Annotated in this window: 26 protein-coding genes; 12 read left to right on the top strand and 14 right to left on the bottom strand. The window is 65.9% G+C overall.

Translation table 11 applies throughout. The annotated features are described in order from the left end of the window. Nucleotides 1-23: 23 nt before the first annotated feature. The 3 genes from PY310_RS04670 to PY310_RS04660 all read right to left on the bottom strand — a co-directional run bounded on the left by PY310_RS04670 (nucleotide 24) and on the right by PY310_RS04660 (nucleotide 3824). The gene (locus PY310_RS04670; RefSeq protein ID WP_275213066.1) at nucleotides 24-1988 is read right to left on the bottom strand and encodes a bifunctional sugar phosphate isomerase/epimerase/4-hydroxyphenylpyruvate dioxygenase family protein; all 1965 of its coding nucleotides are present in this window, start codon (nucleotides 1986-1988) and stop codon (nucleotides 24-26) included. Further along, nucleotides 1988-2869, bottom strand: coding sequence for a shikimate dehydrogenase (locus tag PY310_RS04665; RefSeq protein ID WP_275213065.1), 882 nt, complete (start codon nucleotides 2867-2869; stop codon nucleotides 1988-1990). Before PY310_RS04665 ends, PY310_RS04670 begins: the two co-directional genes overlap by 1 nt. A 139-nt stretch (nucleotides 2870-3008) precedes the next feature. Beyond that, nucleotides 3009-3824 (bottom strand): IclR family transcriptional regulator, encoded by an 816-nt coding sequence (locus PY310_RS04660; RefSeq protein ID WP_275213064.1) that lies wholly within the window; start codon nucleotides 3822-3824, stop codon nucleotides 3009-3011. Nucleotides 3825-4056: 232 nt separating this feature from the next. On the opposite strand from PY310_RS04660, the gene PY310_RS04655 reads away from it, so the two are divergent. Next, complete coding sequence (locus tag PY310_RS04655) at nucleotides 4057-5376, top strand: MFS transporter (protein WP_275213063.1); 1320 nt, start codon at nucleotides 4057-4059, stop codon at nucleotides 5374-5376. A 116-nt stretch (nucleotides 5377-5492) separates the two neighbouring features. On the opposite strand, the gene PY310_RS04650 is transcribed toward PY310_RS04655, so the two are convergent. Both PY310_RS04650 and PY310_RS04645 read right to left on the bottom strand, forming a co-directional pair. Beyond that, nucleotides 5493-6581 (bottom strand): ATP-dependent DNA ligase, encoded by a 1089-nt coding sequence (locus tag PY310_RS04650; RefSeq protein ID WP_275213061.1) that lies wholly within the window; start codon nucleotides 6579-6581, stop codon nucleotides 5493-5495. Nucleotides 6582-6620: 39 nt separating this feature from the next. Then, the gene (locus PY310_RS04645) at nucleotides 6621-7121 is read right to left on the bottom strand and encodes a hypothetical protein (RefSeq protein ID WP_275213060.1); all 501 of its coding nucleotides are present in this window, start codon (nucleotides 7119-7121) and stop codon (nucleotides 6621-6623) included. 211 nt (nucleotides 7122-7332) lie between these two features. Here PY310_RS04645 and PY310_RS04640 point away from each other — a divergent pair, with 211 nt between their 5' ends. Continuing rightward, nucleotides 7333-7569, top strand: a complete 237-nt coding sequence (locus tag PY310_RS04640) for a hypothetical protein (RefSeq protein ID WP_275213059.1) — start codon at nucleotides 7333-7335, stop codon at nucleotides 7567-7569. Between the two features lie 115 nt (nucleotides 7570-7684). Here PY310_RS04640 and PY310_RS04635 read toward each other — a convergent pair whose 3' ends face one another. Beyond that, nucleotides 7685-8458 carry an NAD(P)-dependent oxidoreductase gene (locus PY310_RS04635; RefSeq protein WP_275213058.1) on the bottom strand — a complete coding sequence of 258 codons (774 nt, stop codon included), beginning with the start codon at nucleotides 8456-8458 and terminating at the stop codon, nucleotides 7685-7687. Between the two features lie 158 nt (nucleotides 8459-8616). Between PY310_RS04635 and PY310_RS04630 the strand changes: the two genes are divergently transcribed. Further along, nucleotides 8617-9255: a GntR family transcriptional regulator gene (locus PY310_RS04630; protein WP_275213057.1), complete on the top strand. Its 639-nt coding sequence runs from the start codon at nucleotides 8617-8619 to the stop codon at nucleotides 9253-9255. A gap of 2 nt (nucleotides 9256-9257) precedes the next feature. Here the strand turns inward: PY310_RS04630 and ligM (PY310_RS04625) are convergent, their stop codons facing one another. Both ligM (PY310_RS04625) and PY310_RS04620 read right to left on the bottom strand, forming a co-directional pair. Then, on the bottom strand, nucleotides 9258-10670 hold the full coding sequence (ligM, locus tag PY310_RS04625; RefSeq protein WP_275213056.1) for a vanillate/3-O-methylgallate O-demethylase: 1413 nt from the start codon (nucleotides 10668-10670) through the stop codon (nucleotides 9258-9260). 43 nt (nucleotides 10671-10713) lie between these two features. Beyond that, nucleotides 10714-12066 (bottom strand): aminomethyl transferase family protein, encoded by a 1353-nt coding sequence (locus PY310_RS04620; RefSeq protein ID WP_275213055.1) that lies wholly within the window; start codon nucleotides 12064-12066, stop codon nucleotides 10714-10716. 225 nt (nucleotides 12067-12291) lie between these two features. On the opposite strand from PY310_RS04620, the gene PY310_RS04615 reads away from it, so the two are divergent. The 9 genes from PY310_RS04615 to PY310_RS04575 all read left to right on the top strand — a co-directional run bounded on the left by PY310_RS04615 (nucleotide 12292) and on the right by PY310_RS04575 (nucleotide 21444). Continuing rightward, a complete protein-coding gene (locus tag PY310_RS04615; RefSeq protein WP_275213054.1) occupies nucleotides 12292-13023 on the top strand; it encodes a PIG-L deacetylase family protein in 732 nt (243 codons plus the stop codon). Beyond that, complete coding sequence (locus PY310_RS04610; protein WP_275213052.1) at nucleotides 13020-13760, top strand: 4-carboxy-4-hydroxy-2-oxoadipate aldolase/oxaloacetate decarboxylase; 741 nt, start codon at nucleotides 13020-13022, stop codon at nucleotides 13758-13760. Before PY310_RS04615 ends, PY310_RS04610 begins: the two co-directional genes overlap by 4 nt. Then, nucleotides 13747-14826 carry a 4-oxalomesaconate tautomerase gene (locus PY310_RS04605; RefSeq protein WP_275213051.1) on the top strand — a complete coding sequence of 360 codons (1080 nt, stop codon included), beginning with the start codon at nucleotides 13747-13749 and terminating at the stop codon, nucleotides 14824-14826. Before PY310_RS04610 ends, PY310_RS04605 begins: the two co-directional genes overlap by 14 nt. Before the next feature lie 26 nt (nucleotides 14827-14852). Next, nucleotides 14853-15830 carry a VOC family protein gene (locus tag PY310_RS04600; RefSeq protein WP_275213050.1) on the top strand — a complete coding sequence of 326 codons (978 nt, stop codon included), beginning with the start codon at nucleotides 14853-14855 and terminating at the stop codon, nucleotides 15828-15830. Nucleotides 15831-15877: 47 nt separating this feature from the next. Continuing rightward, on the top strand, nucleotides 15878-17383 hold the full coding sequence (locus tag PY310_RS04595; protein WP_275213049.1) for an aldehyde dehydrogenase family protein: 1506 nt from the start codon (nucleotides 15878-15880) through the stop codon (nucleotides 17381-17383). Nucleotides 17384-17493: 110 nt separating this feature from the next. Then, on the top strand, nucleotides 17494-18381 hold the full coding sequence (locus tag PY310_RS04590; protein ID WP_342755731.1) for a methylenetetrahydrofolate reductase: 888 nt from the start codon (nucleotides 17494-17496) through the stop codon (nucleotides 18379-18381). Nucleotides 18382-18391: 10 nt separating this feature from the next. Next, on the top strand, nucleotides 18392-19264 hold the full coding sequence (gene purU / locus PY310_RS04585; RefSeq protein WP_275213048.1) for a formyltetrahydrofolate deformylase: 873 nt from the start codon (nucleotides 18392-18394) through the stop codon (nucleotides 19262-19264). Between the two features lie 78 nt (nucleotides 19265-19342). Then, nucleotides 19343-20755, top strand: coding sequence for a vanillate/3-O-methylgallate O-demethylase (ligM, locus tag PY310_RS04580; RefSeq protein WP_275213047.1), 1413 nt, complete (start codon nucleotides 19343-19345; stop codon nucleotides 20753-20755). A gap of 65 nt (nucleotides 20756-20820) precedes the next feature. Further along, complete coding sequence (locus PY310_RS04575) at nucleotides 20821-21444, top strand: PadR family transcriptional regulator (RefSeq protein WP_275213046.1); 624 nt, start codon at nucleotides 20821-20823, stop codon at nucleotides 21442-21444. An 18-nt stretch (nucleotides 21445-21462) separates the two neighbouring features. On the opposite strand, the gene PY310_RS04570 is transcribed toward PY310_RS04575, so the two are convergent. From PY310_RS04570 to PY310_RS04545, 6 genes are all read right to left on the bottom strand, one after another. Then, a complete protein-coding gene (locus PY310_RS04570; protein ID WP_275213045.1) occupies nucleotides 21463-22719 on the bottom strand; it encodes an ABC transporter substrate-binding protein in 1257 nt (418 codons plus the stop codon). Between the two features lie 15 nt (nucleotides 22720-22734). After that, nucleotides 22735-23793 carry a branched-chain amino acid ABC transporter permease gene (locus tag PY310_RS04565; RefSeq protein ID WP_275213044.1) on the bottom strand — a complete coding sequence of 353 codons (1059 nt, stop codon included), beginning with the start codon at nucleotides 23791-23793 and terminating at the stop codon, nucleotides 22735-22737. Continuing rightward, a complete protein-coding gene (locus PY310_RS04560; protein ID WP_275213043.1) occupies nucleotides 23793-24674 on the bottom strand; it encodes a branched-chain amino acid ABC transporter permease in 882 nt (293 codons plus the stop codon). The genes PY310_RS04565 and PY310_RS04560 overlap by 1 nt, the downstream gene beginning before the upstream one ends. A 3-nt stretch (nucleotides 24675-24677) precedes the next feature. After that, nucleotides 24678-25388 (bottom strand): ABC transporter ATP-binding protein, encoded by a 711-nt coding sequence (locus PY310_RS04555; protein ID WP_275213042.1) that lies wholly within the window; start codon nucleotides 25386-25388, stop codon nucleotides 24678-24680. Next, nucleotides 25375-26157 carry an ABC transporter ATP-binding protein gene (locus PY310_RS04550; RefSeq protein ID WP_275213041.1) on the bottom strand — a complete coding sequence of 261 codons (783 nt, stop codon included), beginning with the start codon at nucleotides 26155-26157 and terminating at the stop codon, nucleotides 25375-25377. Before PY310_RS04550 ends, PY310_RS04555 begins: the two co-directional genes overlap by 14 nt. Nucleotides 26158-26344: 187 nt before the next feature. Then, nucleotides 26345-26632 (bottom strand): MoaD/ThiS family protein, encoded by a 288-nt coding sequence (locus PY310_RS04545; RefSeq protein ID WP_275213039.1) that lies wholly within the window; start codon nucleotides 26630-26632, stop codon nucleotides 26345-26347. Nucleotides 26633-26637 lie beyond the last annotated feature (5 nt).

The raw sequence follows: 26637 nt of genomic DNA, 5'->3' as shown, positions 1-26637 counted from the left end.
CCTCCTTTCATAGGGTGTTGGTGTTACGTGGTTTTATTCAGTCGGTGCATCAGGTCGTACTGGACTGCGTGGCGGACGGGGGCGTTGGGCGCCCCGTAGCCGTCATAGGCGCCGCGGCGTTCCACCATTTCGAAGAACACACTGCCCACGGTAGCGGTGTAAAAGTGCAGGAACTCGCCGTCGGCGTCGCGGTCGTACAAAAGGTTCAGCTCCTGCAGCGTGGCCAGGAAGGCGGGGTCCAGCCCGAAGCGGGCGTCCAGGTCCTCGTAGTAGTTGGCCGGTATCTGCAGGAACTCCAGGCCCCGGGCCTTGCAGGCCCTGGCGGTGGCCACCAGGTCAGGCACGGCGAAGGCGATGTGTTCCTGGTACGTCCTCCGGGCGCCCGTCCCCGATGGCTCCGGTTGTGCGTCGCCCTCCCGCTGGATCAGGGGTGCGAGGTTCAGCACCAGCCGGACGGCACGGTCTGCGGTGGCCATGACCTGCGATCGGACCAGGCCGGTGGGGCTGGGCACCTCGGCGAAGGGCTGCGGCTCCAGTGCCAGGGCGCTGGTGTAAAACAGCACGGCCTCGTCAAAGTGCTGCCACGGCTGGGCGAGGTTGACGTGATCGATCACGGCGCCCTCCCCGGCCGCAGGCGCATCCAGCCCTTCACCGAACTCATGTGTCCAGGCGGCGGTGCCGTCGGGACTGCCCTGGCACAGGAAGATCTCCGTGGAGTCCGGCGCTGCGAAGCCCTGGAACACCTCCTCGTTGGCCTGGCTTTTGCGCGGTACCGCGGGGGCCTTGAGCTGCTGCGCCCTGGCGGCGGCAATCACGGGGGAATCGACGTCAAAGCCGAGGGCACCGATAGCGGCGGTGAGGGCCGGTGCGGCGTCCGCCGTGCTGCCCGCAGCAACAGGCGCATCCTCGTTGACGATGACCCGGGCGTGTCCCATGGTCCACAGCTGCACGTCCTTGGTACGGTGCCGGCCGTTGAACTCGAAGCCCAGCTGGCCCAGGACGGTTTCCAGCCCCTTGGGGTCGGCGGCCCTGACCTCGGCAAAGTTATAGCCTGCAGGTTCGGCCACCTGCGGCAGGGTGGCAAGTTCCATGGGATAACGACGGCGGCCGGCCCCCGCGAACCCGGCAACAGTTCCGGCGCCGGCAGCGGCAAGAACCGGGGCGTTGGCGTCCAGCCACTTGGCGCTCTGCTCCTCCAGCCAGATCAGCGAGCGCATGCCGTCCACGGCGGTGCGCTCCACGTCGGACTGCCGGAAGACGTCGTTGAAGATTTCCAGGGACACCGGGCCGCTGTACCCGGCCCGGACCACGTGGCCCATGAACTTGGCCAGCTCGAACTGGCCCTCGCCGGGAAAAACGCGGTAGTGCCGGCTCCAGGACAGGACATCCAGGGAGAGCTTCGGCGCATCCGCCACCTGGACGAAGAAGATCCTGTCCGGGCTGAAGGCCTCGATCGGCGCGGTGTCCCAGTTGCGGGACAGGATGTGGAAGGAGTCCAGGCAGGTGCCGAGGTTGGGGTGGTCCACGGCCTCCACCAGCCGGTGGGCGTGCTCGTAGTCACTGACGTACTTCCCCCAGGCCAGGGCCTCGTAAGCGACCTTCACGCCATGGTCCTCGGCCAGCGCCGCCAGCCGGCCGAGCTGTTCCGCGCGGAGGTCGTCGCTGTCGATGCTGGCGGTGGCCACGTTGGAGCAGACCAGGATGGTGTCCATGCCCAGCCGCGCCATCAGCTTGAATTTTGCCTCGGCGCGGCGGAGGTTGGCGGCCAGCAGGTCCTCGGGCACGCTGTCGAAGTCGCGGAAGGGCTGGTAAAGGTCCAGCGTCAGGCCGAGGTCCGCCGCCATCGTGCGCACCTCCCCGGGCGTGAGGGGCGAGGTGACAAGGTCCTGTTCAAAAATTTCAATGCCGTCAAAACCTGCGATGGCGCAGGCCTGCATCTTTTCCTTCAGGGTGCCGGAGAGGCAGACGGTGGCGATTCCAGTGCGCATCAGGCAGTCACCTCTTCCTGGGCCACGAGTTCCAGGAAGTGTCCGCGCATGCGGTCAGCATCGGCGTCGAGCCCGGTGAAGATCCGGAAGGAGTCCGCGGCCTGGCCCACGGCCATGCGGCCGCCGTCCAGGACCTCGCAGCCCTTGGCACGGGCGCCCAGCACAAGTTCGGTTTCGATGGGCCGGTAAACGATGTCCGCCACCCAGTGCCGGGATTCGAGCAGGTCCAAATCCAGCGGGACGCCCGGGTGTGCCGCCATCCCCACCGGCGTGCAGTGCACCAGGCCGTCCGCCTGCGGCATCAGCTGCGGCAGCTCCGCCGTCGTGCGCGGTGTGATGGTGACGTCCGGGAAGAAGCCGGACAGTTCTGCGGCGCGTGCCGCGCAGCGGGCAGCGTCCATGTCCACCAGGTCCAGCACCTTCACGCCGGCGGTGAGCAGGGCATAGGCGACGGCGGACCCGGCGCCGCCGGCACCGAGCTGGACCACGCGGTCCAGCCGGGCGCCCGGGAGGCCGGCCGCGAGGGCGGCGGCGAAGCCGGAGAAGTCGGTGTTGTGGCCGATAAAGCGGCCGTCTTCAATCACCACGGTGTTGACGGCGCCGAGCCTGCGGGCGTCCGGTGAGACTTCGTCCAGGTGCTGGAGGACCAGCTGCTTGCAGGGGTGGGTGATGTTCAGGCCGTTGAAGCCGAGGCTGCGGGCGGATTTGAGCAGTTCGCCGACGGCGTCACCCGGCAGTCCGAGTTCCAGCAGGTCGATGGGGCGGTACAGGTAGCGCAGGCCTTGGACGTCGCCTTCGCGTTCGTGCATGGGCGGAGTGAGTGACGGCGTGACGCCGTCGCCGACCAGTCCCACAAGGTAGGACTCAGTTCGAATGCTCATCCGGGAAGCTCCTTTGGTACGGCACGTGGCGGGCGGCGGCGCTTGGGGCGGACGCGGCGGGCCAGGTGATAGGGATTACAGTACAACACTTGTTCACTTATCGCACTTATGTTCTTGATGCGAACATTTAGTTTGTTGCCTAGCGCTGCGGCAGCCGTGCGGCGAGTTCGGCGGCGGCATCCTGGAGCAGGGGAACGTGCGCCAGGAGGCCTTCCATGCTCAGGCGGAAAACGGGGACGGCCGTGGCGAGCGACGCGAAGGCGTGGCCCTGGGCGTTGAGCAGCGGAACGGCCACCGCGCGCATCCCGTTCTCGTTCTCCTCATCCATCACGGCGTACCCCTGGCGCCGGACCCGGTCCATTTCCGCCCGGAACACGGCGCGGTCCGTAATGGTGTGCTCAGTCAGCGGTTTCAGTTCGAGTTCCTCGATCAGCGCCTCCCGCTCCGCCTCCTCGGCAAATGCCACGAGGGCCTTGCCCACGGCGGTGGCGTGCAGTGCGCCCAAGTGGCCGGGATCGCTGGTGACGCGGAACGTCTGCGGGCCGTCCACCTTGTTCACGGTGAGGTGGTGGTGCCCGTCCCGGACGCTCAGGATGGTGGCCTCGCCGGTCTGTTCAGTGACGCGGCGAAGGATCGGCAGCGCCGTGCCGGCAAAGCCGTGATGGTTTGAGACCCGCTGGCCCAGCTGGAAGATCCGTAGGCCCAGGTGATACCGGCGGCCGTCCGGCTCGTAGTCCACAAAACCGTCCCGGGTCAGGGAACCCAGCAGCCGGTAGGTGGTACTGAATGGAAGCTCGGCGCGGCGCGAGATCTCCGCTGCGCTGGCACCCCGGGGCTCATCCCCCAGGAGAACCAGCAGGCTCAGCGCCTTGCCCACCATGTCGGTCCGGTCGCCCTTGGGCGCCTTCTGGTCGATTGAGACGTCATCGTCAGTTGTGGCTTGATTCACACTCATACCTCGATGTTGCCACATTGTGAGAGCTATTTCTAGATGGTGATCATTTTCTTGACAAGTGACTGCGCTCACAGCCATCATTGCTATATCGCACAAGTAGCTCCCACCATGTGGCTACTAGTCCGGGTCTTTGAACGGACACCAGCCGCACCGTCCTCTGCCACGACAGGCAGGTGCGGCTGCGCTTTCCCAGATCCATCCGCGACAACGTCGTCACACCAAAGGAACTTTCATGAGCCAGACACTTCCGTCCGCGGAGCCGGGCACTGCTGCCCCGGCCGGGACGCCAAAGAAAGCAGCCCTCGCCAGCTTCCTGGGCAGCGCCGTCGAATATTACGACTTCTTCATCTTCGGTTCCGCCGCAGCGCTGATTTTCCCGACCGTCTTCTTCCCCAGCGCTGACGCGAACGCGGCCATCATGTCCTTCGCCACCTTCGGGTTTGCGTATGTGGCACGCCCCGTGGGCGCCGTCATCCTGGGCCACTTCGGGGACCGGGTGGGCCGGCAAAAGGTCCTGATGTTCACGCTGGTCCTGATGGGCGCCTCCACCTTCCTCATCGGCTGCCTTCCCGACTTCAAAACTGTTGGCTGGTGGGCTCCGGCCCTGCTGGTCCTCGCCCGGCTTTGCCAGGGCCTCTCCGCCGCCGGTGAACAGGCCGGCGCCTCCTCGATGACACTCGAGCACGCCCCGGACAACCGCCGCTCCTTCTTCACCTCCTGGACCCTCACCGGCACCCAGGGCGGCCAAATCCTCGCGGCCCTCGTCTTCATCCCCGTGCTGGCCCTGCCGGACGAGATCAAGTACGGCATCGGCTGGCGCATCCCGTTCTGGCTCAGCGCCGTGGTTGTGGTGGTTGCGTTCTTCATCCGCCGTTCGCTGCACGAACCCCCCGCTTTCGCGGAAGCACAGAAGACGGCCCAGATCTCCAAGCTCCCCGTTGCCGACCTCCTCAAGGGACACTGGCGCGACGTCCTGCGCGTTGTTGCCTGCGCCTTCATCGCCGCCGTGTCCACCGTTTTCGGCACGCTGGCCATCAGCTACGCCAAGACGGTGGCCGGGGTGGACGGAACCACCACCCTGTGGCTCGTGGTGGGCGCCAACCTCGTGGCACTGGGCACCCAACCGCTGTTCGGCAAGCTTGCCGACCGGATCGGCCGCAAGCCGGTCTTCATCTACGGCGCCGTGGCCAGCGCCATCCTCACCCCGCTGTTCCTGCTCAGCCTTGAATCGGGCAGCGTGCCGCTGATGTTCGTGGCCGCCATCGGCTTCTTCTCCTTCGGCTATGCCGCCTCCAACGCCGTCTGGCCCTCCTTCTACGCCGAGATGTTCAGCACCAAGGTCCGCTTCTCCGGCCTGGCGATCGGCACGCAGCTGGGCTTCCTGATGGCAGGCTTCGCTCCGGCCATTGTCGCCGCCATGGGCGGCATCAAGCCCGGCGGCTGGGTTCAGATCAGCATTTTCACCGCCGTGATCTGCGGCATCGCGGCAATCTCCGCCCTCACCGCCAAGGAAACCTACAAGGTACCCACTAAGCAGCTCGGCCTGAAGTAGCGCATGAGCCCGATCTGACACCGGAAAGCCAGCCACTTCCTCGAGTGGCGGGCTTTCCTGGTGATGACCGGGTTGTTCCGGTGTGAAGAACGACGGCGGCGGGCGGCTTTGGGTGCCTATGGCCGGCCGGTCTCCAGCACCGAGGCGAGGTCGAAGTTGACCGGTTCCTCCAGCTGGGCGTAGGTACAGGACTCGGGATCCCGGTCCGGCCGCCAGCGCGAGAACTGGGCTGTGTGCCGGAAGCGCTCACCTTCCATGTGGTCATACCTGACCTCGACCACGAGTTCCGGTTTGAGGGGGACGAAGGACAGGTCCTTGCCCGCGCTCCACCGGCTGCCTTCCGCATTGCGGGGCGTCCGCTCGCCGTCCGCCTGCTTGGCCCAGGCCCACGGGTGGTCCTCGAAGTCGGTGACCAGCGGCTGGAGCTGTTCGAAGAGTTCCTGCCGCCGCTTCATCGGGAACGCCCCGATCACCCCCACGCTGGCCAGACCGCCGTCGTCCTTGTACAGCCCGAGCAGCAGCGAGCCGATGGCGTCCGGCCCGCTCTTATGCAAACGGTAACCGGCCACCACGCAGTCGGCCGTGCGTTCGTGCTTGATCTTGAACATCACCCGCTTGTCCGGCTGGTAGGTGCCCGTGAGCGGTTTGGCCACGATTCCGTCCAGTCCGGCACCCTCGAACTGTTGGAACCACTGCTCCGCAAGTGCCTTGTCCTCGGTGGCGGCGGTGAGGTGGACGGGAGCCTTGCTGCCGGCGAGCGCCGTTTCCAGTGCGGCCCGGCGCTCCGCGAAGGGCCGGCCGGTGAAGTCCTCCTCCCCCAACGCCAGCAGGTCGAAGGCCACGAATTTGGCGGGCGTCTGCTCCGAGAGCAGTTTCACCCGGCTGGCTGCGGGGTGGATGCGTTGTTGCAGCGCGTCGAAATCCAGGCGCTGGCCGGAAGCGTCCACCAGGATGATCTCGCCGTCCACCACACACCGGGGTGGCAGATTCTCCTTCAGGGCAACCACCAGCTCGGGGAAATACCGCGTCATGGGTTTTTCATTGCGGCTGCCGATTTCAAGGTCGTCGCCGTCACGGAAGATGATGGACCGGAAACCGTCCCATTTGGGTTCGTAGCTCAGGCCGCTCCCTTCGGGGACGCCGCCAAGGCCGCTGACGGATTTGGCAAGCATGGGTGAAACGGGAGGCATCACGGGAAGTTGCATAGTGCCCATTCTTGCCCGCCATCCGCGCCGGCGGTAGGGCTAGGCCTGGGATCGTCGCACGTCAGCGGCGAGGAGCAGCTCGGATTCGCGGAGGATGCGGGCCGCTGCCGCCGAGTCCACCGCGACGGTGGTGCCCCGCGAGGCCAGCCGGACCTCGTGCCGTGGACCCTCCCGGGTGCCATGGCCGGGCGCCGGGACCAGGCCTTCCTGCCGCGTGTCCACCAGCTGGTGCCTGTCAAGCTCCTGGTCCTGGATGCCCACTGCCAGTGCGCTCATCAAATCAGCGTCCTCCGGCGTCGCGAGGTTGCTGCCGATCAGTTGGACGAGGACTTGGATCCCGGCCAGCCGTCGCTTGGGATCGGCGTCGTCCAGCGCAGAGTCGATGCCCCACTGGGCGCGCTTCCACCACTGGTCCCGCTTGTCGGCGTTCGATTTCTGCCGGTAGGTCAGGAAGGCCACCAGAACAACGCCAAAGGTGGCAAGCGGGGCCACGGCCGCTGCGCCCAGGATGGCTGTCCAGATCCCGCTGCCGAGTTCCATGCCACCACCCTATGCGCCCGGTTCCCCGCAGCGGCCCAATTCCGCGCTGCAGCGGCCCATTTCCGACCGGCCGTTCTTCCGTGGGCGCCGAAACCGGACCGGCGCAGGGAACTAACAGGGCCCTAACCATCAGGAAACCGCACCGCAACAATGCGCGGCCACACTGGAAGTGCCGGCAAATGCAGGCACCAGCTCCAGCCAGGAGGCCACCATGTTGAAGGAAGTCAAAGCCCACGCGACCCGGGTCCGCGCCCTGGACCAACTCCACCGCGGCGACGAAATCGAAGCCCGCCTGTCAGTGGGCCCGAACTATGACGATGTGGTTATCCGGCGCGGCAGCGTTCAGGAAACAGCGCCGGGCATCGGTGTTGTGTGGATCATGGACCGTCTGACCGGCCTCCGGAAAGCCGTCAACACAGACGAATGCAGTGTGTGGCGGGTCGCCTGAGCCGTCTGCTGGAGGTGCTGGCCGGTGGCGGGTGTAGTCAGTAAGGACTGCCCGCCGGCCAGCACCCAATTCCGAACCACGTTCACCCGAGCCGCCTGCCCGGGTGAAGCCCGGTTCAGCCCGGATCCGGCCGCGACAGCGAGTGCAGCCACTCGATGGCGCCGTCAGTTATCGGATGGGCTACGCCGAGAGTTTCAAGGAACGAACGTGCGTCGTGCATCTCGGCCTCGCGCCGGGCGGCATGCGTGGATGTGCCCTCGAGAATCCGGGACACCGCACGTTTCCCTTCCGGGCCAAGCTCGGAAGCTATCTGGTCAATGATCCACTCCTCCGCTCCTGCCGCCCGGGCAGCAGTGACGGATTCGAGGACCGCCGCGGCGAGGCCTTTCATAAAGACGCTCCGCAGCAATTTGAGCCCCGCCGCGGCTCCCGCTTCCTCGCCCACAGTGCTGGCAGGAATCTGCAGTCCGGCCAGGATGGACTGCAGCTGCGCGGCCCCGGGTCCGCTCATGGCCAGCGGGGTCCGGGCCCCGGATCGTGGAACCGGGGCGAGGATCGCCACGTCAACAAAGGCGATGCCATGCGTGGCCGCTCGTTTCGCGAGGAGCAGCTTATCTGCCGGGCCGGCAGTATTCATGTCAGCGAAGATGGCTCCCTGTTCCATCGCCGGCAACGCCGCGTCCAGGACGGTGCCCGCCGCGCGGCCGCCCACCAGGCTCAGCACGAGCGCTGCCCCGCGGACTGCCGTGGCGACGTCGTCCTCGGAACGGACCCCCTCCGGCGCCGTGGCAACGAGCGGATCAACTGCCGCAACGCTCAGCCCCAGCCGGGCGAGGTCTGCTGCATAGATGCTTCCGGCTTCCCCGAGACCTAAAACGGCGACCTGCATGGGACACTTCCCTCCGTTGCTCCTAAGATTGTAGACAAAATGGTGGCCAGCATCAGCGGTGCCTCTGTTCGGCGATTATGGGAGATAGGGCAGGAATGTCGTCAACGCTTGAAAATGCCTCACCGTCAGCGGACGCGGAACCCGGCGCTGATCAGAGGGTGACCGACATTATCCGCGACGCCATCATCCGTGGTGAGTACGTTCCCAACCAGCGGCTCGTTGAGGCGGACCTCAGTGCCGCTTTCTCGGCAAGCCGGGCCACCGTGCGCACCGCCCTGCTTGAGCTTGCCGGCGAAGGCCTGGTGGAACGGCTGCCGAACCGCGGATCCCGGGTCCGGTCAATTTCCGTGGATGAGGCCATCGAAATCCTGGAGGTGCGGATGGGAGTCGAAGGCCTGTGCGCCGCCAAAACAGCCGCCAGTCTCACGGATGAGGACGCCGAAGCCCTCGGCCGCCTCAGGGCTGCCATGATCGAGTCGGTCGCCGAGGGAGACCTGGTCGAATATGCCCGGCTTAACCGTTACCTGGACGTCAGGATCCGCGAACTGAGCAATCATGCCACGGCCGCCGATGTGCTGGCGCGGCTGCACGCGCAGAGCGTCCGCCACCAGTTCAAATTGTCGTCCCGGCCCCAGCGCGCAAAGGTCTCGGTCTGGGAGCACGCCGCCATCATCGACGCCGTGGTGGCCCGCGATCCTGAGGCTGCGGAGCAGGCGGTGCGCAGCCACCTGCTGAGCGTCATCGAGGCACTTCGTGAAGTCTCATCCGCCGACTCCGTGCCGCCTGCCGCACCGTAGCCTCATCGGGCGGCGGTCCCCGCAGTGCGCCAGCCGCCGTGGTACTCCGTCCGGGCCGTGACGGCATAAGGCGCAGGGCTCACCACGGCGCGCACACTGAGTTGCTCGTGCGGCTCAACGGTGGTCTTGCGTGATCCGCCGTCCGGCTCACCCCAGATGACATGGACTTCGGTGCCAAGTTCGACGTCGGAATCAACCGTTGCCAGCGACAGGCCGCGCCGTTCGTTGGCGGTGACCCCGGTGAACAGGGAGAGCCCCACGCCCGTGCCGTCTGCGTCCACCACGGAGTCGTAGTTCGATGAGCCGTAGTTCGCATTCGGGATGTCGAAGAACTGGTAGCCCGGCTTGTCGCGGTCCAGGAATGACGCCCAGATTTTGGCCAGGTCCTCATCGTTCCAGGCGAGGGTGACCTTTTTGCGCTGCAAAGCAGGATCCACCTTTTCGAGGGCGTCGCGGCCGATGAAGTCATGATCGAACTTCACGAACGAGCCATAGCCAAGCTCCCACGGCGTCAGGTAGTAGTCCTCGATATTGCCCGAGACGTAGGAGCCCGCGAGCGCGTTGATGGCCTCGTAGCTCGTGGCCGGCAGCCATTCACGATAGGCCCGTTCGGCGTCGCTGCTGTAGATCGCCGGCAGCGGCGACGGGATCCAGCCCGATTCCAAAGTGTTCGAGGAGTAGGCGCTGGACCCGCAGGGCTCGATGCCGAACTCACTGCCGGCGTCAAGGACAGCGTCGCGGATCTTCCCATGCTGCTCGTAAGGCCCCCAGATCTCCAGTCCCGGGGCTCCCGCCATCCCGTGGCGCAGGGTCCGCATCTGCTCCCCGGCAATATTCAGGTGCCCCATGTGGAAGAACTTCACTTGCTCGAGGGTCCCGTTGTTGAGCTTCTCGATAATCTGCCAGGCCTTGGGGCCCTGGATCTGGAAGCGGAAGAATTCGCGCCGGACCGCCTGGCCGTAGGGGCGCGACGGCGACCGGTCGTCATAGGTGCATTCGACGTCGTACCCGCCCGTTTCGGCGTGGAACTGGAGCCAGTTCGCCGCGGGAGCCCGTCCCACGTAGACAAATTCGTTCTCTGCCAGGTGGAACAGGATGCCGTCCCCGATCACGCCCCCGTTGGACGCCGTCGGCACGAACTGCTTGGCGGTGTTCACGGGGAAGTTGGCGAAACTGTTGATCCCGGTGTCCGACAGGAGCTTCAGGGCGCCGGGGCCCTTCATAAAGAAGTTCACCATGTGATGCGACTGGTCGTAGAGCACGGCGGTTTCCCGCCACGCGCGCTGCTCCCGCCGCCAGTTGGTGAACTCCGCGGGGACCACCGGGTAGATATAGGCGCCTAGCTGGGAGTTGCGCAACAGTTCGACGGTGTTGCCTGCCTCGTCGAGTACATCCTGCAGGGACTTGCTTGCCATCGGTTCTTCTCCTTCTGTACGGGCGGGTTCGTTGGCCGCGCCCCTATGCGACGCGGTAGTTCTCACGGGCGAACTGCACAAACGGTGCGGGGGCGACAGTGGCGCGCACGGCCACCTGGCGGTGCGGCTCCACCTGGAGCTTGTTTGAATTGGGCTCTTCGCCCCAGAGCACCGTCACCTCATCGCCAAGCCCAGCGGTGCCCGGGTCCAGGCTTGCGAGCGAAACGAAGGACTGCTCGTTGGCGATATAGCCGCAGTCGAAGGACTGGCCTATCGCGGCCCCGTCCCGGAAGACCAGATCCACCTGGTAGAGGGCGTACCGTGCCTTGGGCAGCTCGATGTACTTCGCGGGAAGGCCCGGCCGCATGAGCGAGCCGATCGCTTCCTGGACGTCGTCCGGGTTCCACACCAGCGTAACTTTGTGGCGGTGCGAGCCCTCGGGCAGGCCCCTGAGCGCGTCGCTGCCGATGAAATCATGGTCGAAGGCCACGGAGCGGCCGTAGCCGAGGTCGTACGGGGTCAGGTAGTAGTCCTCGATCTCCGGTGAAGCGAAACTTCCGCCGAGCGAGCCGGCCGCCGCGGCGGGAAGCCACTCGCGGTAGGCGCGGAGCGCGTCATCGGAGAAGATTGCCGGCACCGGTGAGGGCACCCAGCCGGATTCGAGGTTCGCGGTGGAGTACCCCTTGGCCCCAACCTGGGTCAGGCCGAACTCCGCGCCGGTCTCCAGCAGCGCGTCCCTGACCCGGGCGCCGTCGGCCCACGGTCCAAAGAGCTCGTACCCGGGCTGGCCGGCCATCCCGTGCCGGATGCTGCGCACTTCCAGCCCCGCGATCGGGAAGCGGCCCATGTGGAAGAAGCCGATGTGTTGAGCGGGGCCGCCAATCAGCTTCTCGATGATGGCGGGGGCGGTTGGCCCTTGCAGCTCGTACCTGAACAGCCGCGGGTCCCCGGGCCGCACGATCGAGTTCCCGTCCCGCTCCATCTCGACATCGTGGCCGCCGGTTTCGGCATGGAACTGCACCCAGTCGAGCACCATCGGGTGCCCCACCAGGTTGTAGGAGTCCTCCTCAAGGTGGGCCAGGATGGCGTCGCCGATCAGTTGCCCCTGGTGGTTGACGGCAATGAACTGCTTGGCGCGGTCCGCCGGGAAGGTGGCGAAGGAGTTCACGGCGAGCCCGCTAAGGAGCGCTTCGGCGCCCGGGCCGCGAAGGAACAGGTCGGTCATGTGGTGGGACTGGTCAAGCAGGGCACAACTGGTCCGCCAGGAGCGCTGTTCGGAGCGCCAGTTGCTGAACTCGGGTGTCACGGGGAAGACGGTGGGGCTGGCCTGCGAGTTGCGCAGCAGTTCAGTTGGAGAGCCCAGCCGTTCGATCGCGGCCTGCAGGGTTTCAGTCATTGCACTGTCTTCGTCACGGAGAACTCCTTTGTTCGACCCCCGCGCCATGAGCGGCAGGCTCCTGAATCGTGAGTCTAGAACATGCGTGCCAGGATTGGTAACAAAATTGTAGCCGAAGCCTTGATTAAGGTGCCGGGGCGTGGTTGTCTGGCACTGTCCGCTGCTGCCGGCTGTCGGGAATGCGAAGGCATGACACGGTGCGGAGCGATCCGGAAGGGATTGATCATGGCCACAAAGGGCACTGTGCTCATCGTGAGTGCGCACGCGGGCGATTTCGTCTGGCGGGCCGGGGGTGCCATCGCCGCCGCAACCGCCCGCGGCGAGCGGGCCGTCGTCGTCTGCCTCTCCTACGGCGAGCGCGGCGAATCGGCCAGCCAATGGCTTGCCGGGAAGTCGCTGGAGGACATCAAGGCCCTGCGCCGCAGCGAGGCCGAGGCCGCCGCCGCCGCACTCGGGGCCGAAGTGGAATTCCTCGACGCGGGGGACTACCCGCTGCTGCCGAGCCGCGAACTGCTCGATCAGCTCGTCACTATTTACCGGCGGGTGCAGCCCACCGTCGTGCTGACCCACCCGTTGCTGGACCCGTACAACGGCGATCATCCCGCCGCGGCCAAGCTCGCCATCGAGGCGAGGATCCTGGCCCAGGCCATCGGCTACGACGCCCCCGGCGAGGTGCTCGGCGCGCCGCCGGTGTTCTTTTTCGAGCCGCACCAGCCGGAACAGTGCGACTTCAAGCCCGACGTCCTCCTCGACATCACGGCCGCCTTTCCCGCGAAGCAGAAGGCCATGGAGTGCCTGCCCGCCCAGCAGCACATGTGGGACTACTACACCTCACTGGCGGTACGCCGGGGAGTCCAGGTCAAGCGGAACGCCGGTCCCAACCTCGGCCTGCCGGTGGACACCAAAGGCGAAGCCTACATGCGCTTCTACCCCCAGGTCACCGAGGTCCTTGAATGAAGACCGTTGTGGTGACCGATGTGGCACGGGCGGCGGCCGCGGACATCGAACGGCTCGCAGCGCACGGTGTCGCCACGGTTCACGAAGCGATGGGCCGTACGGGGCTGGTGGGCGTTTCGCTCCGCCCCATCCAGGAAGGCGTCCGGATCGCGGGGTCGGCTGTCACCGTGCTCTGCTGGCCGGGAGACAACCTCATGATCCATGCCGCCGTTGAACAGTGCCGCGCTGGTGACGTCCTCGTGGTGACCACGGCTTCCCCCTCGCTGGATGGCTCGTTCGGGGAGCTGTTTGCCACAGCACTGAAGCACCGCGGCGTCCGTGGCCTGGTCACCACCGGCGGGGTCCGCGATGTTGCTGACCTGAGGGCCATGGTCTTTCCGGTGTGGTCCGCAGCGGTCAATGCCCAGGGCACGGTCAAGGCGACGGCGGGCGCGGTGAATGTGCCCATTCCGGTGGGTGGCACCCTGGTGCGCGCGGGCGACGTCATAGTGGCCGACGACGACGGCGTGCTGTGCGTGCCGCGCCCCGACGTGCAGGAGGTACTGGGGGCTGCCGATGCGCGGGCCGCCAAAGAGGCGGAGTCCCGCGCGGCCTACCGCCGCGGTGAGTTGAGCCTGGACCGGAACAACCTTCGCGGTGCCCTTGAAAACTTAGGCGTACGGTATGTCAGCTCGGCGGAATATGGTTCCGGGTCTGGCAGCGCGGGCGGGGTCGAGGCGGGGCATGGCCACGGTTGAGGGCATCCCCTGCATGTATTTGCGCGGCGGTACCTCAAAGGGCGCCTTCTTCCTCGCCTCCGATCTTCCCCGCAACCCTGATGACCGCGATGACGTGCTGCTGCGGATCATGGGCACACCGGACCCCCGGCAGATCGACGGGCTTGGCGGGGCGCATCCCCTGACAAGCAAGGTCGCCGTCATTTCACCCTCGGGGAACAGCGACGCCGACGTCGATTACCTCTTCCTGCAGCTCGGCGTGGACTCGGCGTTCGTGACCGACCGGCAGAACTGCGGCAATATCCTTGCCGGCGTGGGACCGTTCGCGGTGGAGCGCGGGCTGGTGCCCGCCGGCGGCGAGCAGACCCGGGTGCGCATCCGCATGGTCAACACGGACAGCATCGCCACCGCCACGTTCGCCACACCCGACGGCATGGTGGATTACGACGGCGACCTGGCGATCGACGGCGTCCCCGGTACCGCCGGCGCGATCAAACTCAACTTTGAGGACACGGCCGGCGCGGCAACGGGTGCGCTCTTTCCCTCCGGCCACGTGTGGGACAGGGTGGCCGGAGTGGACGTGACCTGCGTGGACAACGGCATGCCGAGCGTCCTGATGCGCGCAACGGACCTCGGCGTCACCGGAAGCGAATCACCTGAAGACCTCGAAGCGGACGCCGCCCTGGCCGAGCGTCTCGCCGCGCTTCGCCTGGCGGCAGCCGAGCTGATGGGCATGGGCGATGTCACCGGCGCCACCGTGCCGAAACTGGTGCTGCTGGCCGCGCCGCGTGCCGGTGGTGCGATCGCCACCCGGAGTTTTCTGCCGGTGCGGGTGCACACCTCGATCGGGGTGCTCGGCGCCCTCACGGTGGGCGCCGGAGTCCTGGCCGAGGGATCCGTGGGCCATGACCTCGCCGTACTGCCGACCGCGGGAAGGCCCTTCCGGATTGAGCATCCAACCGGCCACTTCGATGTTGAGGTCGGGGTGGAAAGGGCCGGCGCCGGCTTCAGGGTCACCCGTTCGGCCGCCCTTCGCACGGCCCGGAAAATCTTCGACGGACGCGTTTTCCCGCGCCCGCGTCTCTGATACCCACCCCGAGAGAGGACAAGTCCATGACCGAGTTCACCTCGTTCGACGTCGCCCACCTGGGGAACGTGGAGCTGCTGACGCCCACCTTCGAGAAGAGCCTGTGGTTCTTCCGTGACCTGCTGGCCATGCGGGTCGTGGCGGAATCCGGAGAGGCCGGGACGTCCGGGTCCGGGAACCGATCGGTATATCTGCGCACGTGGGATGAATACCAGCTCTACACGGTGAAGCTCACTGAAGCGGCAGACGCCGGCGTGGGGCGGACATCGTTCCGGACCACCAGCCAGGAGGCTCTTGAGCGCAGGGTCGCGGCAATCGAGGCGACCGGACTGGGCGTGGGCTGGATTGACGGGGAGGTGGGTACCGGTCCCACGTACGCGTTCCGCGACCCTGACGGGCATGATCTGGCGATCTACTACGAAACCGAGCGTTACGTAGCCACCGATGACAAACCGGCGCTGAAGAACCAGGCCTCCGCGTTCCCCGGCCGCGGCGTCAATGCCCGCAGGCTGGACCACATCAATTTCCTGGCCAAGGACGTGGTGGCCAACGGCGAGTTCGTCGCCTCGGCACTGCGGGGACGCGAAAGTGAGCGGATCAAGCTCGACGACGGCGGGTACGCCGCGTGGTGGTTCCACTTCAACAACAAGTCCTACGACATTGTCTACTCGGATGACTGGCTCAAGCACGGCAACCGGCTCCATCACGTCGCCTTCGCCCCGGACACCCGGGAGGACATCCTGAAGGCGGCGGACATCTTCCTGGAGAACGGCATCCACATCGAGTCGGGGCCGCACAAACATGCCATCAACCAGACCTTCTTCCTGTACGTCTGGGAGCCTGGCGGGAACCGGATTGAACTCGCCAACGCCGGCGCCCGGCTCCTGCTGGACCCCGATTCGCCCGTGGTGGAGTGGACCCAGGAGGAACGCAAGAAAGGCCAGGCCTGGGGCATGAAGACCATCGAAACGTTCCATACTCATGGAACCCCGAACGTCCAGTGACCACAATGAAGTTATCCGGCAATACTGCACAGAGAGGTGCTTAAGCCATGACCGACACAATGAACACAGCGGCCCCGGTAGCAACGGGGCTCTTTATCGGGGGCGCGGAACGGCAGGCCGCCGGGACCCTGGAAGTCGCGGATCCAGGCAAGCCGGGTCTCATCGTTGGACACGCGGCAGCGGCCGGGCCCGGCGACGTCGACGATGCGATCGCGGCCGCAAAGGCGGCCTATCCTTCCTGGTCCGCGCTCAGCGCGAGGGAACGTGCCGAGCAGATGCGCGTGGCGTTGGAGGGCATCGCCGATTTTCGCGATGAGGATGCCGCCATCCTTTCGCAGGAGAACGGAAAGATCCGGATGGAGGCCTGGGTGGACTCCCTCGTCTTCGAGATCCGCTGGAACCTTGCCCTCGCGCTGGCCGACGACGTGGACGCGACCAAGGTGCTCCCGCCGGCACCCGGGATTCCCGTCTCCACCACCGTCGCGTATCAGCCGCTCGGCGTCGTAACCATCATCGTGCCGTTCAACTGGCCCATCGCCATACTCGCGGCGTCCCTGCCGCACGCACTCCTCGCCGGGAACACCGCGATTGTGAAGCCGCCGCCCACCACGCCGCTTGCCACCACCCGTGTGGTCCAGAGGATTGCCGAGAAGCTGCCGGCGGGAGTGTTGAACGTCGTCACCGGCAAGGACGCTGACATGTCCGCCCTGATTACCAGCCCGGATGTGGCCAAGGTCTGCTTCACGGGCAGTGTGGCGGGCGGCAAACGGATCATGGAAATGGCATCGAAGTCGCTGACCCGGGTAACGCTGGAGCTCGGCGGAAACGACCCCGCCGTCGTCCTCGAGGACGCGGTCCTGGACGACACGCACCTGGACCGCCTGTACGCCGCGGTCTTCGACACCACCGGGCAAATCTGCATGAATGCCAAGCGGATCTACGTCCACCGCTCCCGTCTGGACGAGATGGTCCGCGGACTCTCGGAGCGGCTGGACCGGGCGGTCATCGGTTACGGCCTGGCGGAGGGCACCACGATGGGCCCGCTGCACTCTCCGGCCCAGAAGGCGTTCGTCAGCGAGATCATCGAGGAGGCGAAGGCGGCAGGCGCAGACGTCCGGGAGTTCGGGACGCTGCCAACCGATCCGGAGCTGGCAGGCGGCAACTTCCTGCGCCCCGCCCTCGTGATCGACCCCGACCCGTCACTGCGCGTTGTCACCCAGGAGCAGTTTGGCCCGGTCATCCCGCTCATCCCGTTCGACAACGAGGACGAGGCCATCCGGGCAGCGAACGATTCGTGGTCAGGGCTTTGCGGCTCGGTGTGGACGGCCGATCCGGACAAGGCCAACCGGGTGGGCGGGCGGCTGGTCTGCGGCTACGTCTGGGTCAACGATCACGGCGCCACCCGGCTGGACCTGCGGGCGCCCTTTGGCGGGATGAAGCAGTCCGGCATGGGCCGTGAACAGGGAATCGAGGGCGTCCGTGCGTTCCAGGACACCCGTTCCATCGCCCACCTCGAGCCCGAAGGCCCGCCCGCAGGGCCCCCGGCGGGCTAGTTCCGGAAGCATCCCAGGCCCCCACCACTTTACCTATATACATTCCCTATGTGCATAGGTAAAGTGGTGGGCAGGCGCACTGTCGCGCCCCGCCGAAAGGATTTGCGATCGTGACCAAAATCTCGCACGCGACCAACCGTGCAGCATCGCTCGAACTCATGAAGGATTTTTCCCTTGAGATGACCGGGAAGGACATCCCGGCGCTCATCGAGGCCAGGCCCCTCATCCCCCTCGGGACGAGGATCAACGTGACCTTCCTCGGCAACGAAGACCTGGACATGCGTGTGGCCGCGGCGAAGGCAGTCCGCGAACTCGGGTTCGTGCCCGTCCCGCATATCTCGGCCCGCCGCCTGAAGTCCCGGCAGCAGCTTGAGGAGTTCCTCGGCCGCCTGCAGGAAGTGGACGCCACCGGACACGTGTTCGTCATCGGCGGCGATCCCACCCGGCCTGAAGGTCCTTACCCGGATTCGCTGGCCGTGATCAACAGCGGAATCCTGCAGCAGTTCGGGGTCCGCGAAGTCGGGATCGCCGGCTACCCCGAAGGCCACCCGGACATCTCCACGGACACCCTGTGGCGGGCCCTGGAAGAGAAGTCCGCCGCCCTCGAGGAGCACGGCTTCGACCCTCTGATCGTGACCCAGTTCGCCTTCGACAGCGCTCCCGTTGCCGGGTGGGTCGACGCCGTCCGGGCCAGGGGCATCAAGGCGCCCATCCGCATCGGCACCCCCGGACCGGCCGGGGTCAAGCGGCTCCTGGGCTTCGCACGCCGCTTCGGCATCGGCGCGAATGCCATGATCGTTAAGAAATACGGCTTCTCCCTCACCAACCTGATGGGGGTTGCGGGACCGGACAACTTCGTCAACGACCTTGCCGCCGTGCTTGCCGAACACGCCGCGGGCCCCGGGCTGGGCGGACAGATCGGACTGCATTTTTACACCTTCGGAGGCCTCGCGGAAACCGCGGGCTGGGTCCGCCGGTTCAACCCCGGTGAGGAGTGAGGCGGCAGCAGTGGCTGTACACACCGAGGCCAAACGTGACCAGGCCTGCCTGATAGTCCACGGGCCGGACCAGCCGGGAATCGTTGCGGCGGTCGCCGCACTGGTCACCCGCAACAACGGAAACATCATCTCGCTCGACCAGTATTCGTCCGATCCCACGGGCGGCGACTTCTTTCAGCGGGTGGTGTTCTCCCGGCCCGACCTCGCGGTGGCAATGCCCGGGATAAAGGATGATCTGGAGAAAACCCTGAACCCGCTGGGAATGGCCTGGAAGCTCACCGACCAATCCGTGCCCAAGCGCATGGCCATCCTGGTCTCGACGTCCGATCACTGCCTGCTCGAGCTGCTCTGGCGGCACCGCCGGGGCGAGCTGCCGGTGACCATCCCGATGGTGATCTCCAACCACACCAATACCGCTGAAGATGTCCGCTCCTTCGGGGTGCCCTTCTTCCACGTGCCCTCGGGCGACGCCGACAAGTCACACCCGGAGTCCGAGATCCTGAAGCTGCTTGCGGGCAATGTGGATTTTGTGGTGCTTGCCCGCTACATGCAGATCCTGTCGCCGGATTTCCTCGACCGGGCCGGGGTGCCGCTGATCAACATCCATCACTCCTTCCTGCCGGCGTTCATCGGCGCGGCCCCGTACCGGAAGGCGAAGCAGCGGGGCGTAAAACTGATCGGCGCCACCGCGCACTACGTGACCAGGGACCTCGATGAGGGCCCCATCATCGAACAGGATGTGGCCCGCGTGAGCCACGCCCACTCGGCCACCGATCTTCAGGCCCGCGGAGCATACGTCGAGCGGGCCGTGCTCTCGCGGGCCGTGCAGTGGCACGCCGAAGACCGTGTCATCCGGCACGGCAACCAGACCATCGTTTTCTGATCCCCGGCCGGCGGATCAGCCTGACCAAACAAAACCGACCATCGACACAGATAAATCGACACAGATAAGAGGTTCATCGTGGCACCCAGGAATCTGCAGGAAGTACTCGATTCATCCCGCGGCGCAGTTGACCTGCTCCGCAACTCCCAGATCGGCTCCTACATCTACCCGGTGGTCCCGGCCGACTTCCAGAACTGGATCAAGGAGCAGACCGCCTGGCGCCAGACTGCAGTGCTGTATGACCAGTCGCACCACATGGACAACCTGTTCATGAAGGGCTCGGACGCCATCAAGCTCATCTCATCCACGGCAATCAATTCCACTGCCGTGTTCCCCGTCAATAAGGCCAAGCAGTATGTGCCCACCACTGCGTCCGGACACGTGATCGGCGACGGCATCCTGTTCCGCGAAGGTGAGGACGAGTACGTCTACGTGGGGCGCGCGCCGGCGGCGAACTGGCTGCTCTACCACGGCGAAACGGGCGGCTACGGGAACCTTGATATCACGGTGGACCGGCGTTCGCCGTCCCGGCCGTACGGCGAGAAGGTCACCCGCCAGTACTACCGGTTCCAGATCCAGGGACCGAACGCCTGGCAGGTGATCGAAAAGCTGAACGGCGGCCCGCTCGAGCAGCTCAAATTCTTCAACATGTCCACCATGACAATCGCAGGCACCACCGTGCGCACCCTCCGCCACGGCATGGCCGGGGCGCCGGGCCTTGAAGTCTGGGGTCCGTATGCTGACCATGGCCGCATCCGTGACGCGATCGTCGAGGCCGGTGCCGAGTTCGGGCTGGTCCCCGTCGGATCCCGCGCCTATCCTTCCAACACTTTGGAGTCCGGCTGGATCCCTTCGCCGTTGCCGGCCATCTACAGCGGCGAGGCCGAGCGCGGCTACCGGGAATGGCTTCCCGCCGACGGCTACGAGGCTACCGGGACGCTCGCGGGGTCCTTCGTGTCGGGGAACATCGAGGATTACTACCTCACCCCCTGGGAGCTCGGCTACGGCTCGTTCGTGAAGTTTGACCATGACTTCATCGGCCGTGACGCACTGGAAAAGATGGACGTGGCCGCCCAGCGCAAGAAGGTCACGCTCGCCTGGGACGGCGGGGATGTGACCTCGATTTTCGCGTCGCTCTTCAACGTTGAAGGACCCAGCTACAAGTTCTTTGACCTGCCGCTGGCAAATTACGGATCCGCGAACTACGACTCCGTGGTCGACGCGGACGGCACCGTCGTCGGATACTCCATGTTCACCGGCTACAGCGCCAACGAACGGCGGGCCCTCTCGCTGGCCACCATCGATCCCGACGTGCCCGAAGGGACCGAACTGAAGGTGGTGTGGGGCGAGCCGGACGGCGGAACGTCCAAGGCCGCCGTCGAACCCCACGTCCAAACGGAAGTGCGGGCAGTGGTCAGCCCGGTGCCATACTCTTCAGTGGCACGCGCCACGTACCACGGCGGCTGGCGCACCAACTACAAGTCAGCCTAGGCTGGAAGCCGTGCTGTCAGGGGCGGGTCCGTCCCTGACAGCAACGGCCACCGAAGGGATCCTCCATGAGCCTGCGATACGCGCTTCTTGCGCTGCTTCGAGTGGGGCCGCTCTCAGGATATGAACTGCAGAAACAGTTCTCCCTGTCGGTGGGTCACGTGTGGCATGCGCCGGACTCCCAGATTTATCCCGAGCTGCGCAAGATGGAGGCCGAGCACCTCATCGAGGGCGAAGAACAGCCGCGGGGCCAGCGCGCCACCCGGCGGGTTTACCACGTGACGGATGCCGGCGAGCAGGCGTTCCTCACCTGGATGCACACGCCGCTGGAGTACGCGCGGGTCCGCGATCCTGCCCACCTCCGGGCCGCGTACCTTGAGGCCGCCGCCCCGGACGCCGCCCGCGATTTTTTCCGTGCCCACATCAATCAGTGGGAACGTGAACTGGCGCAGTGGGAGGGCGAACTCCTACGGATCGATGAGGTCGCCAACCCGATGCTGGTGCGGCGCCTGGCGGTCACCGAACCGGAGGACCGTGAACGGACCATCGCCTTCAAACGGTTCACCTACGAAGGCCTGGTGGACAGGGCCCGGGGCGAGATCTCCTGGGCCAAACGCGGTCTCCGGCTCATCGACGAACTGCAACACGCAGGCAGCGGAGTCCGGTCTGACCCGAACTCCGCCCACGTCTGATCCCTGCCTTCCCCGCAGTTACCCGAAGTTCTCAGCAGTGGCGTAGCCCTTGCCGTTGTACTTTTGCACGAGCACCGAGGAGACGGCCGGCTGGCCATCGGTAGTGGTGTCCACCGCGGTTCCTTCGAGCATCAGCGGCGCCTTCAGGCCCTTGATGTTCCGCAGCGAGGTCATAAAGCTGTCGCGGGTGGGCTCCTTCATATCCTTGAAGGCCTGCTCCAGCGTGGCTCCCACCATGTAGCTCCACATGCAGTGCGGGAACGCCGGCACGTCGGGGTAGTTGCCGTACTGCTTGAGGTCCGCAAGGAATTTGACGACGTCGGGGTCCTTGGCGAACGTCGGGCTCTGCGGGGCTTTCGCGAACGACACCGTGTAAACGCCCGGGTAGGCGCCGGCACCGCCCGGTTCCAGGATCGCCGTCGGGCTTGAGGTGTTGGAGGGAAGGAACCAGCTCGGCTTCCACCCGATTTGCTGCGCCTTCTGCAGCGAAGCGATCATCAGTGGGGTGATCGACATGGCGTTGAAGAAGACGTCCGCGCCCGACGACGCCAGCTGGGTGAGCTGGGCATCCACGGATGTATCGGTGGCCTCATAAGTCTGTTCCCCGACAACGGAGATATTGGCGGCACCCTTGGTGGCTTCCTTAAAGCCCGCTACGTAGCCCTTGCCGTAATCGTCGTTCTGCGACAGGATGGCCACTTTGTGCTGTCCCTTCGACTGGGCCAGCAGTTTGCCGAACGCCGCACCCTCATTCTGGTAGATCGGCACAAACCCGAGTTGCCAGGGGCTTTGCTTCCGGTCGCTGAACAGCGGGTCGCCGGTCATCACGAGCACCTGCGGGACCTTGGCGCTGATGGCGGCGTCACGGAAGGCCCGGTTGGTCGGAGTGCCAAGGCCGGCCGTCACGGCGAAGACGTTGTCGGACACCATTTGCTGGAAGTTCGCCAAAGACTTCTGCGGATCGTAGCCGTCGTCGTACGCCTTGATGTTGACCGTCCGCGTCTTACCGTCGCCGAACTTCACGCCGCCGGCGGCATTCACGGAGCCGAAGTAGGCGGTAACGCCTGCCACGGTGCAGGTACCCGGCCCCGCCGTCGCGCCGCTGAGCGGAGTGGTGACGCCGAGCGTGATTGCAGTGTCCGTGACTCCCGGAGCCGCTTGTGCGCCGCCGCCCTCCCCCGGCGCCGTGCGGGTGCACCCGGTAAGGGAAAGCGCGGCGATCGATACCATCGCGACGACGCCGAGGACCCCGCCTGACTTTTTTCTCAGTTTCATGATCGATCTTGCCTCTCAGTTGGTTCGAGTTCCTCCGGGGCCGCCTCCGTGACTGGCCGGGGCGGCGAAGCGGTCTTGGGGGGGATCGGTCCCCGGGATGGATCGGGTACTGCCCCGGCGGGTGAGCCTGCGGATCACCCGTGGCAGGCTGACCAGCCCTTCGGGCAACAGGAACAGCACGGCGAGGAGGATGGCGCCCTGGCTGAGCGTGGTGAAGCTTGGGTCAATGGCGTTGGTGAGCTGCGGAACGAAGACGTAGTAGGCCCCGCCGATCAGCGAACCGACGATGCTTCCCGCGCCGCCGATCACCATCGCCGCAACAAGGCTGATGGAGTGGCCGAAGCTGAGGGTTTCCGGTGAGGTGTACTGCACGGCTGCCAGATACAGGAAACCGCTCGCCCCGCCATAGATGGAAGCGATGGTGAATGCCAGTACCTTGGTGCGGTACGGCGAGACTCCCATTGACGCGGCCACGGCTTCGTTTTCGCGCACGACGCCGAAGGCCCGGCCGTATTTGCCACGCACCAGGTTGCGGGCCAACAGGAAGGCGATGACGGTCACCAGAAGGATGATGTAGAACTGCCACTGGTCGCTGTAGAGGCCCGACCAGTCGGGGGCGTCCGAAAAGCGGGCGGAGATGCCCTGGGAGCCGCCGGTGAATTCCTCAAGCCGCTTGGCCAGCGGGACACCGACGATGGGCAGCGCGATGGTGACCATCGCAATCGCGAGGCCGCCCAGCCGGGCGGCCGCCAGGGCCACCAGCAGCCCGACGATGCCGGCGATGGCACAGGCAGCCAGGAAGACAAGGACGATGTTCCATCCCTGGTTGACGCCGTAGGCGGTGACGTAGGCGCCCAGCCCGACGAAGAAAATCTGTCCGAGGTTGACCTGGCCGGTGTAGCCCATGACGATGTTCAGTCCCAGTACCGCGACAGCGTAGACACCGATGCGCACCAGCGTCTGGTTGGCGAACGGCGGAAGGAAAAGCGGGGCGGCAAGCAACACCACCGCAACCAGCGCGATGAGGGCGGTGCGGCCGAATTTGTTGCGAACAAGGGAAGAAGGGTTGCTCATCAGACCCGCACCACGACTTTTCGCCCGAACAGGCCTTGGGGACGGAGGATGAGGATGATAAAGATCAGTGCAAAAGGCACCGCGATTTTGAGGTCGTGCCCCACGAGGGGTACGTAGACGGCGACGAGGTTCTCCAGCACGCCGATGGCAGAAGCGGCCACCACGCAGCCGATCGGGCTGCTCAGGCCCCCGAGGATGACAGCGGCGAGCGCGTAGACGAGCGCGGTGTCCAGCATGCCCGGCGTCAGGGTCAGCTGCGGGGCCACCAGCACGCCGGCAATGCAGCCAAGGGCGGCTGCGAGGCCCCAGCCGATCATCAGGAGCCGTCCTACTGGAAGACCGGAGAACGCCGCGGAGCCGGGATTGTCGGCGACTGCCCGGAGCGCGAGCCCCAGCTTGGTGCGGAGGAAGAGCACCTGGAGCACCCCCATGATGACGAGGATGGTCACGGTGGTGGCAAGTGACCGGACGCTTACCACCGCGCCGAGGATGTCCACGCTGGTCAGCGGGAAAAGTGACGGGAAGGGAAGGTTGTTGTAGCTCCAGAGAACTGCGGCGATGCCCGTGACCAGGGTCAGGAGGCCAATGGTCACCACCACGGCCGTGTCAGGGTCCCCCCGTTCGAACCGGCGGACCAGGAAGCGTTCCACCAGGGCGCCGATGAAGAACGAAATCACCAGCGCAAGGAGGATCGCCACAATGAGCGGCAGTCCCACCCGCACAAAGGCGTAGGCAATATAGGCGGAGAAGACAGCCATGCCGCCCTGGGCGAAGTTGATCAGGCCGGTTGCCTGGTTAACCAGCACGATGGCCAGGGCCAGGGCAGCGTAGACAGAGCCGGTGGCCAGGCCGTCCACTACGAGCTGGATGAAGGTTCCCATGGTTCAGCCCCCCAGGTAGGCGCGGCGGATCTCGTCCATGCCCTTGAGTTCGGCCGAGGAACCGGTCAGTACGTTGCGGCCGGTTTCCAGCACGGTGGCCGTGTCCACAAGCGAGAAGGCCAGGTTGGCATTCTGCTCTACCACCACCATGGCGATTCCCGAGTCAAGACGCAGCCGGCGGATGGCCTCATAGACCGTCTTCGCCGTGCTTGGCGCCAGCCCGAGGGATGCTTCGTCAAGAAGCAACAGCTTGGGTTTGGCCATGAACGCGCGCGCCACGGCGAGCATCTGCTGCTCGCCCCCGGAAAGCGCCGCAGCCCGCGAACCGATGCGGTCCCGGAGCTGAGGGAACAGATCGAGGCAATAGTCGACGTCGGCGGCGATCTTCTGCTTCCCCTTGCGGAGGTAGGCGCCCACCATCAGGTTTTCCCGCACCGACAGCTGGCCGAGTGTTCCGCGGCCTTCCGGCACATGGGCGATCCCCAGGGCGGCGACCTGGTCGGGGCGGAAGCCGCGGATATCCCGGCCGTCGAAGGTGATCCGTCCGCCCGTCCGCACCGTGCCGCTGATGGCGCGCAGCGTGGTGGTCTTGCCCGCTCCGTTCGCGCCGAGGATACCGACAGATCCACCCTCGGGCACGCTGAGGGAGACTCCGTCCAGGACCTGCACAGGCCCGTAGGATGCAGTCACGTCGGAGAGTTCAAGCAGCGTCATCCGCTGCGTCCTTCCCGATGTAGGCCTCGATGACGCGGGGGTCCGACTGCGCCTGGGCCGCGGTGCCCTCCATCAGCTTGCGGCCGTGATCCAGGACCACCACCTGATCGGTGAGAGCCGAGATGAGTCCCATGTGGTGCTCGACAATGACAATGGTGATGTCCTGCTCATCCCGGACACGCTTCACGGTGCTGATGAGTTGCTCTACCTCCGCGTGCGAGAGGCCAGCCGCCGGCTCATCAAGAAGCAACAGCGAGGGTTTGGAGAGCAGGGCCCGCCATAACTCGATGCCCTTATGGAGCCCGTGGGAAAGTTCATCGGCGGGCTTGCCGGCTGCCCAGCCGAGTCCGGCACGATCCAGGAGTTCGAGCGCTTCCGAGCGCATTTCGTCCTCAGCGCGTGCAGTGAAGGGCAGCCTCAATGCCCATGGGAGAGGGCCGCCCGGAAGCCGCGTGTGGCCGCCGAGCAGAACGTTCTCAAGGACCGTGGAGTGCAGCTGGAGGGCAGGATGCTGAAAAGTCCGCGCCAGCCCCAGGCGCGACAGCCGGGACGGGGCGCTGCCGAGGACTTCAGTGCCGTCAATGGTGATGGAACCCGAGCTTGGCTTGTAATGGCCACTGATGCAATTGAAGAGGGAGGTCTTGCCGGCGCCGTTGGGGCCCACGAGGCCGAAGATGACGCCCGGCGCCACGTTCATGCTGACGTCCTGCAGCACCTTGACCCCGCCGAAGTGGAGGTTGACGTCCGTGAGGCTCAGGCTTGCGGCCACCCTCCACCTTCCTGTCGCATCGTTGCCCGGGATGGACGCGTCCGTCACGTCCGCACGACACCGACGGTACGGATCGAAAACGAAATTGTCAACGATTTTGGAACGAGTTTGGTTTCCCCTTGACCGGGTGGAAGGAAGTCCCCGGCGGGGTGGAACAGAATGCCGCCCGGTTGACCCCTACGGGCGCCTAACCACCGGCCACGGACTGGATGACCAGCACCTCCTCGCCCGGAGCCACTTCGGTGTCCAGGCCACGGAGGCGCCGCACTTCGTCGCCGTTTACGTAAATGTTCACAAAGCGGCGCAGGGCACCGGTTTCGTCCCGAAGCCGCCGGGCGAGGACCGGATAGTTTCCAGTCACCCGTTCGAGCAACTCCCCCACCGTCATGGAGCCCTCGGCGGGGGCGGTCAGGATGGACTGTCCGCCGGCCAGCGGGTGGAGGACGCTGGGCAGCAGCACCCTGATCTCAGGCATCCTGA

The organism is Pseudarthrobacter naphthalenicus (assembly GCF_029076445.1).
Classification (GTDB): domain Bacteria; phylum Actinomycetota; class Actinomycetes; order Actinomycetales; family Micrococcaceae; genus Arthrobacter; species Arthrobacter naphthalenicus.
This window is presented reverse-complemented; position numbering and strand designations above follow the sequence as displayed.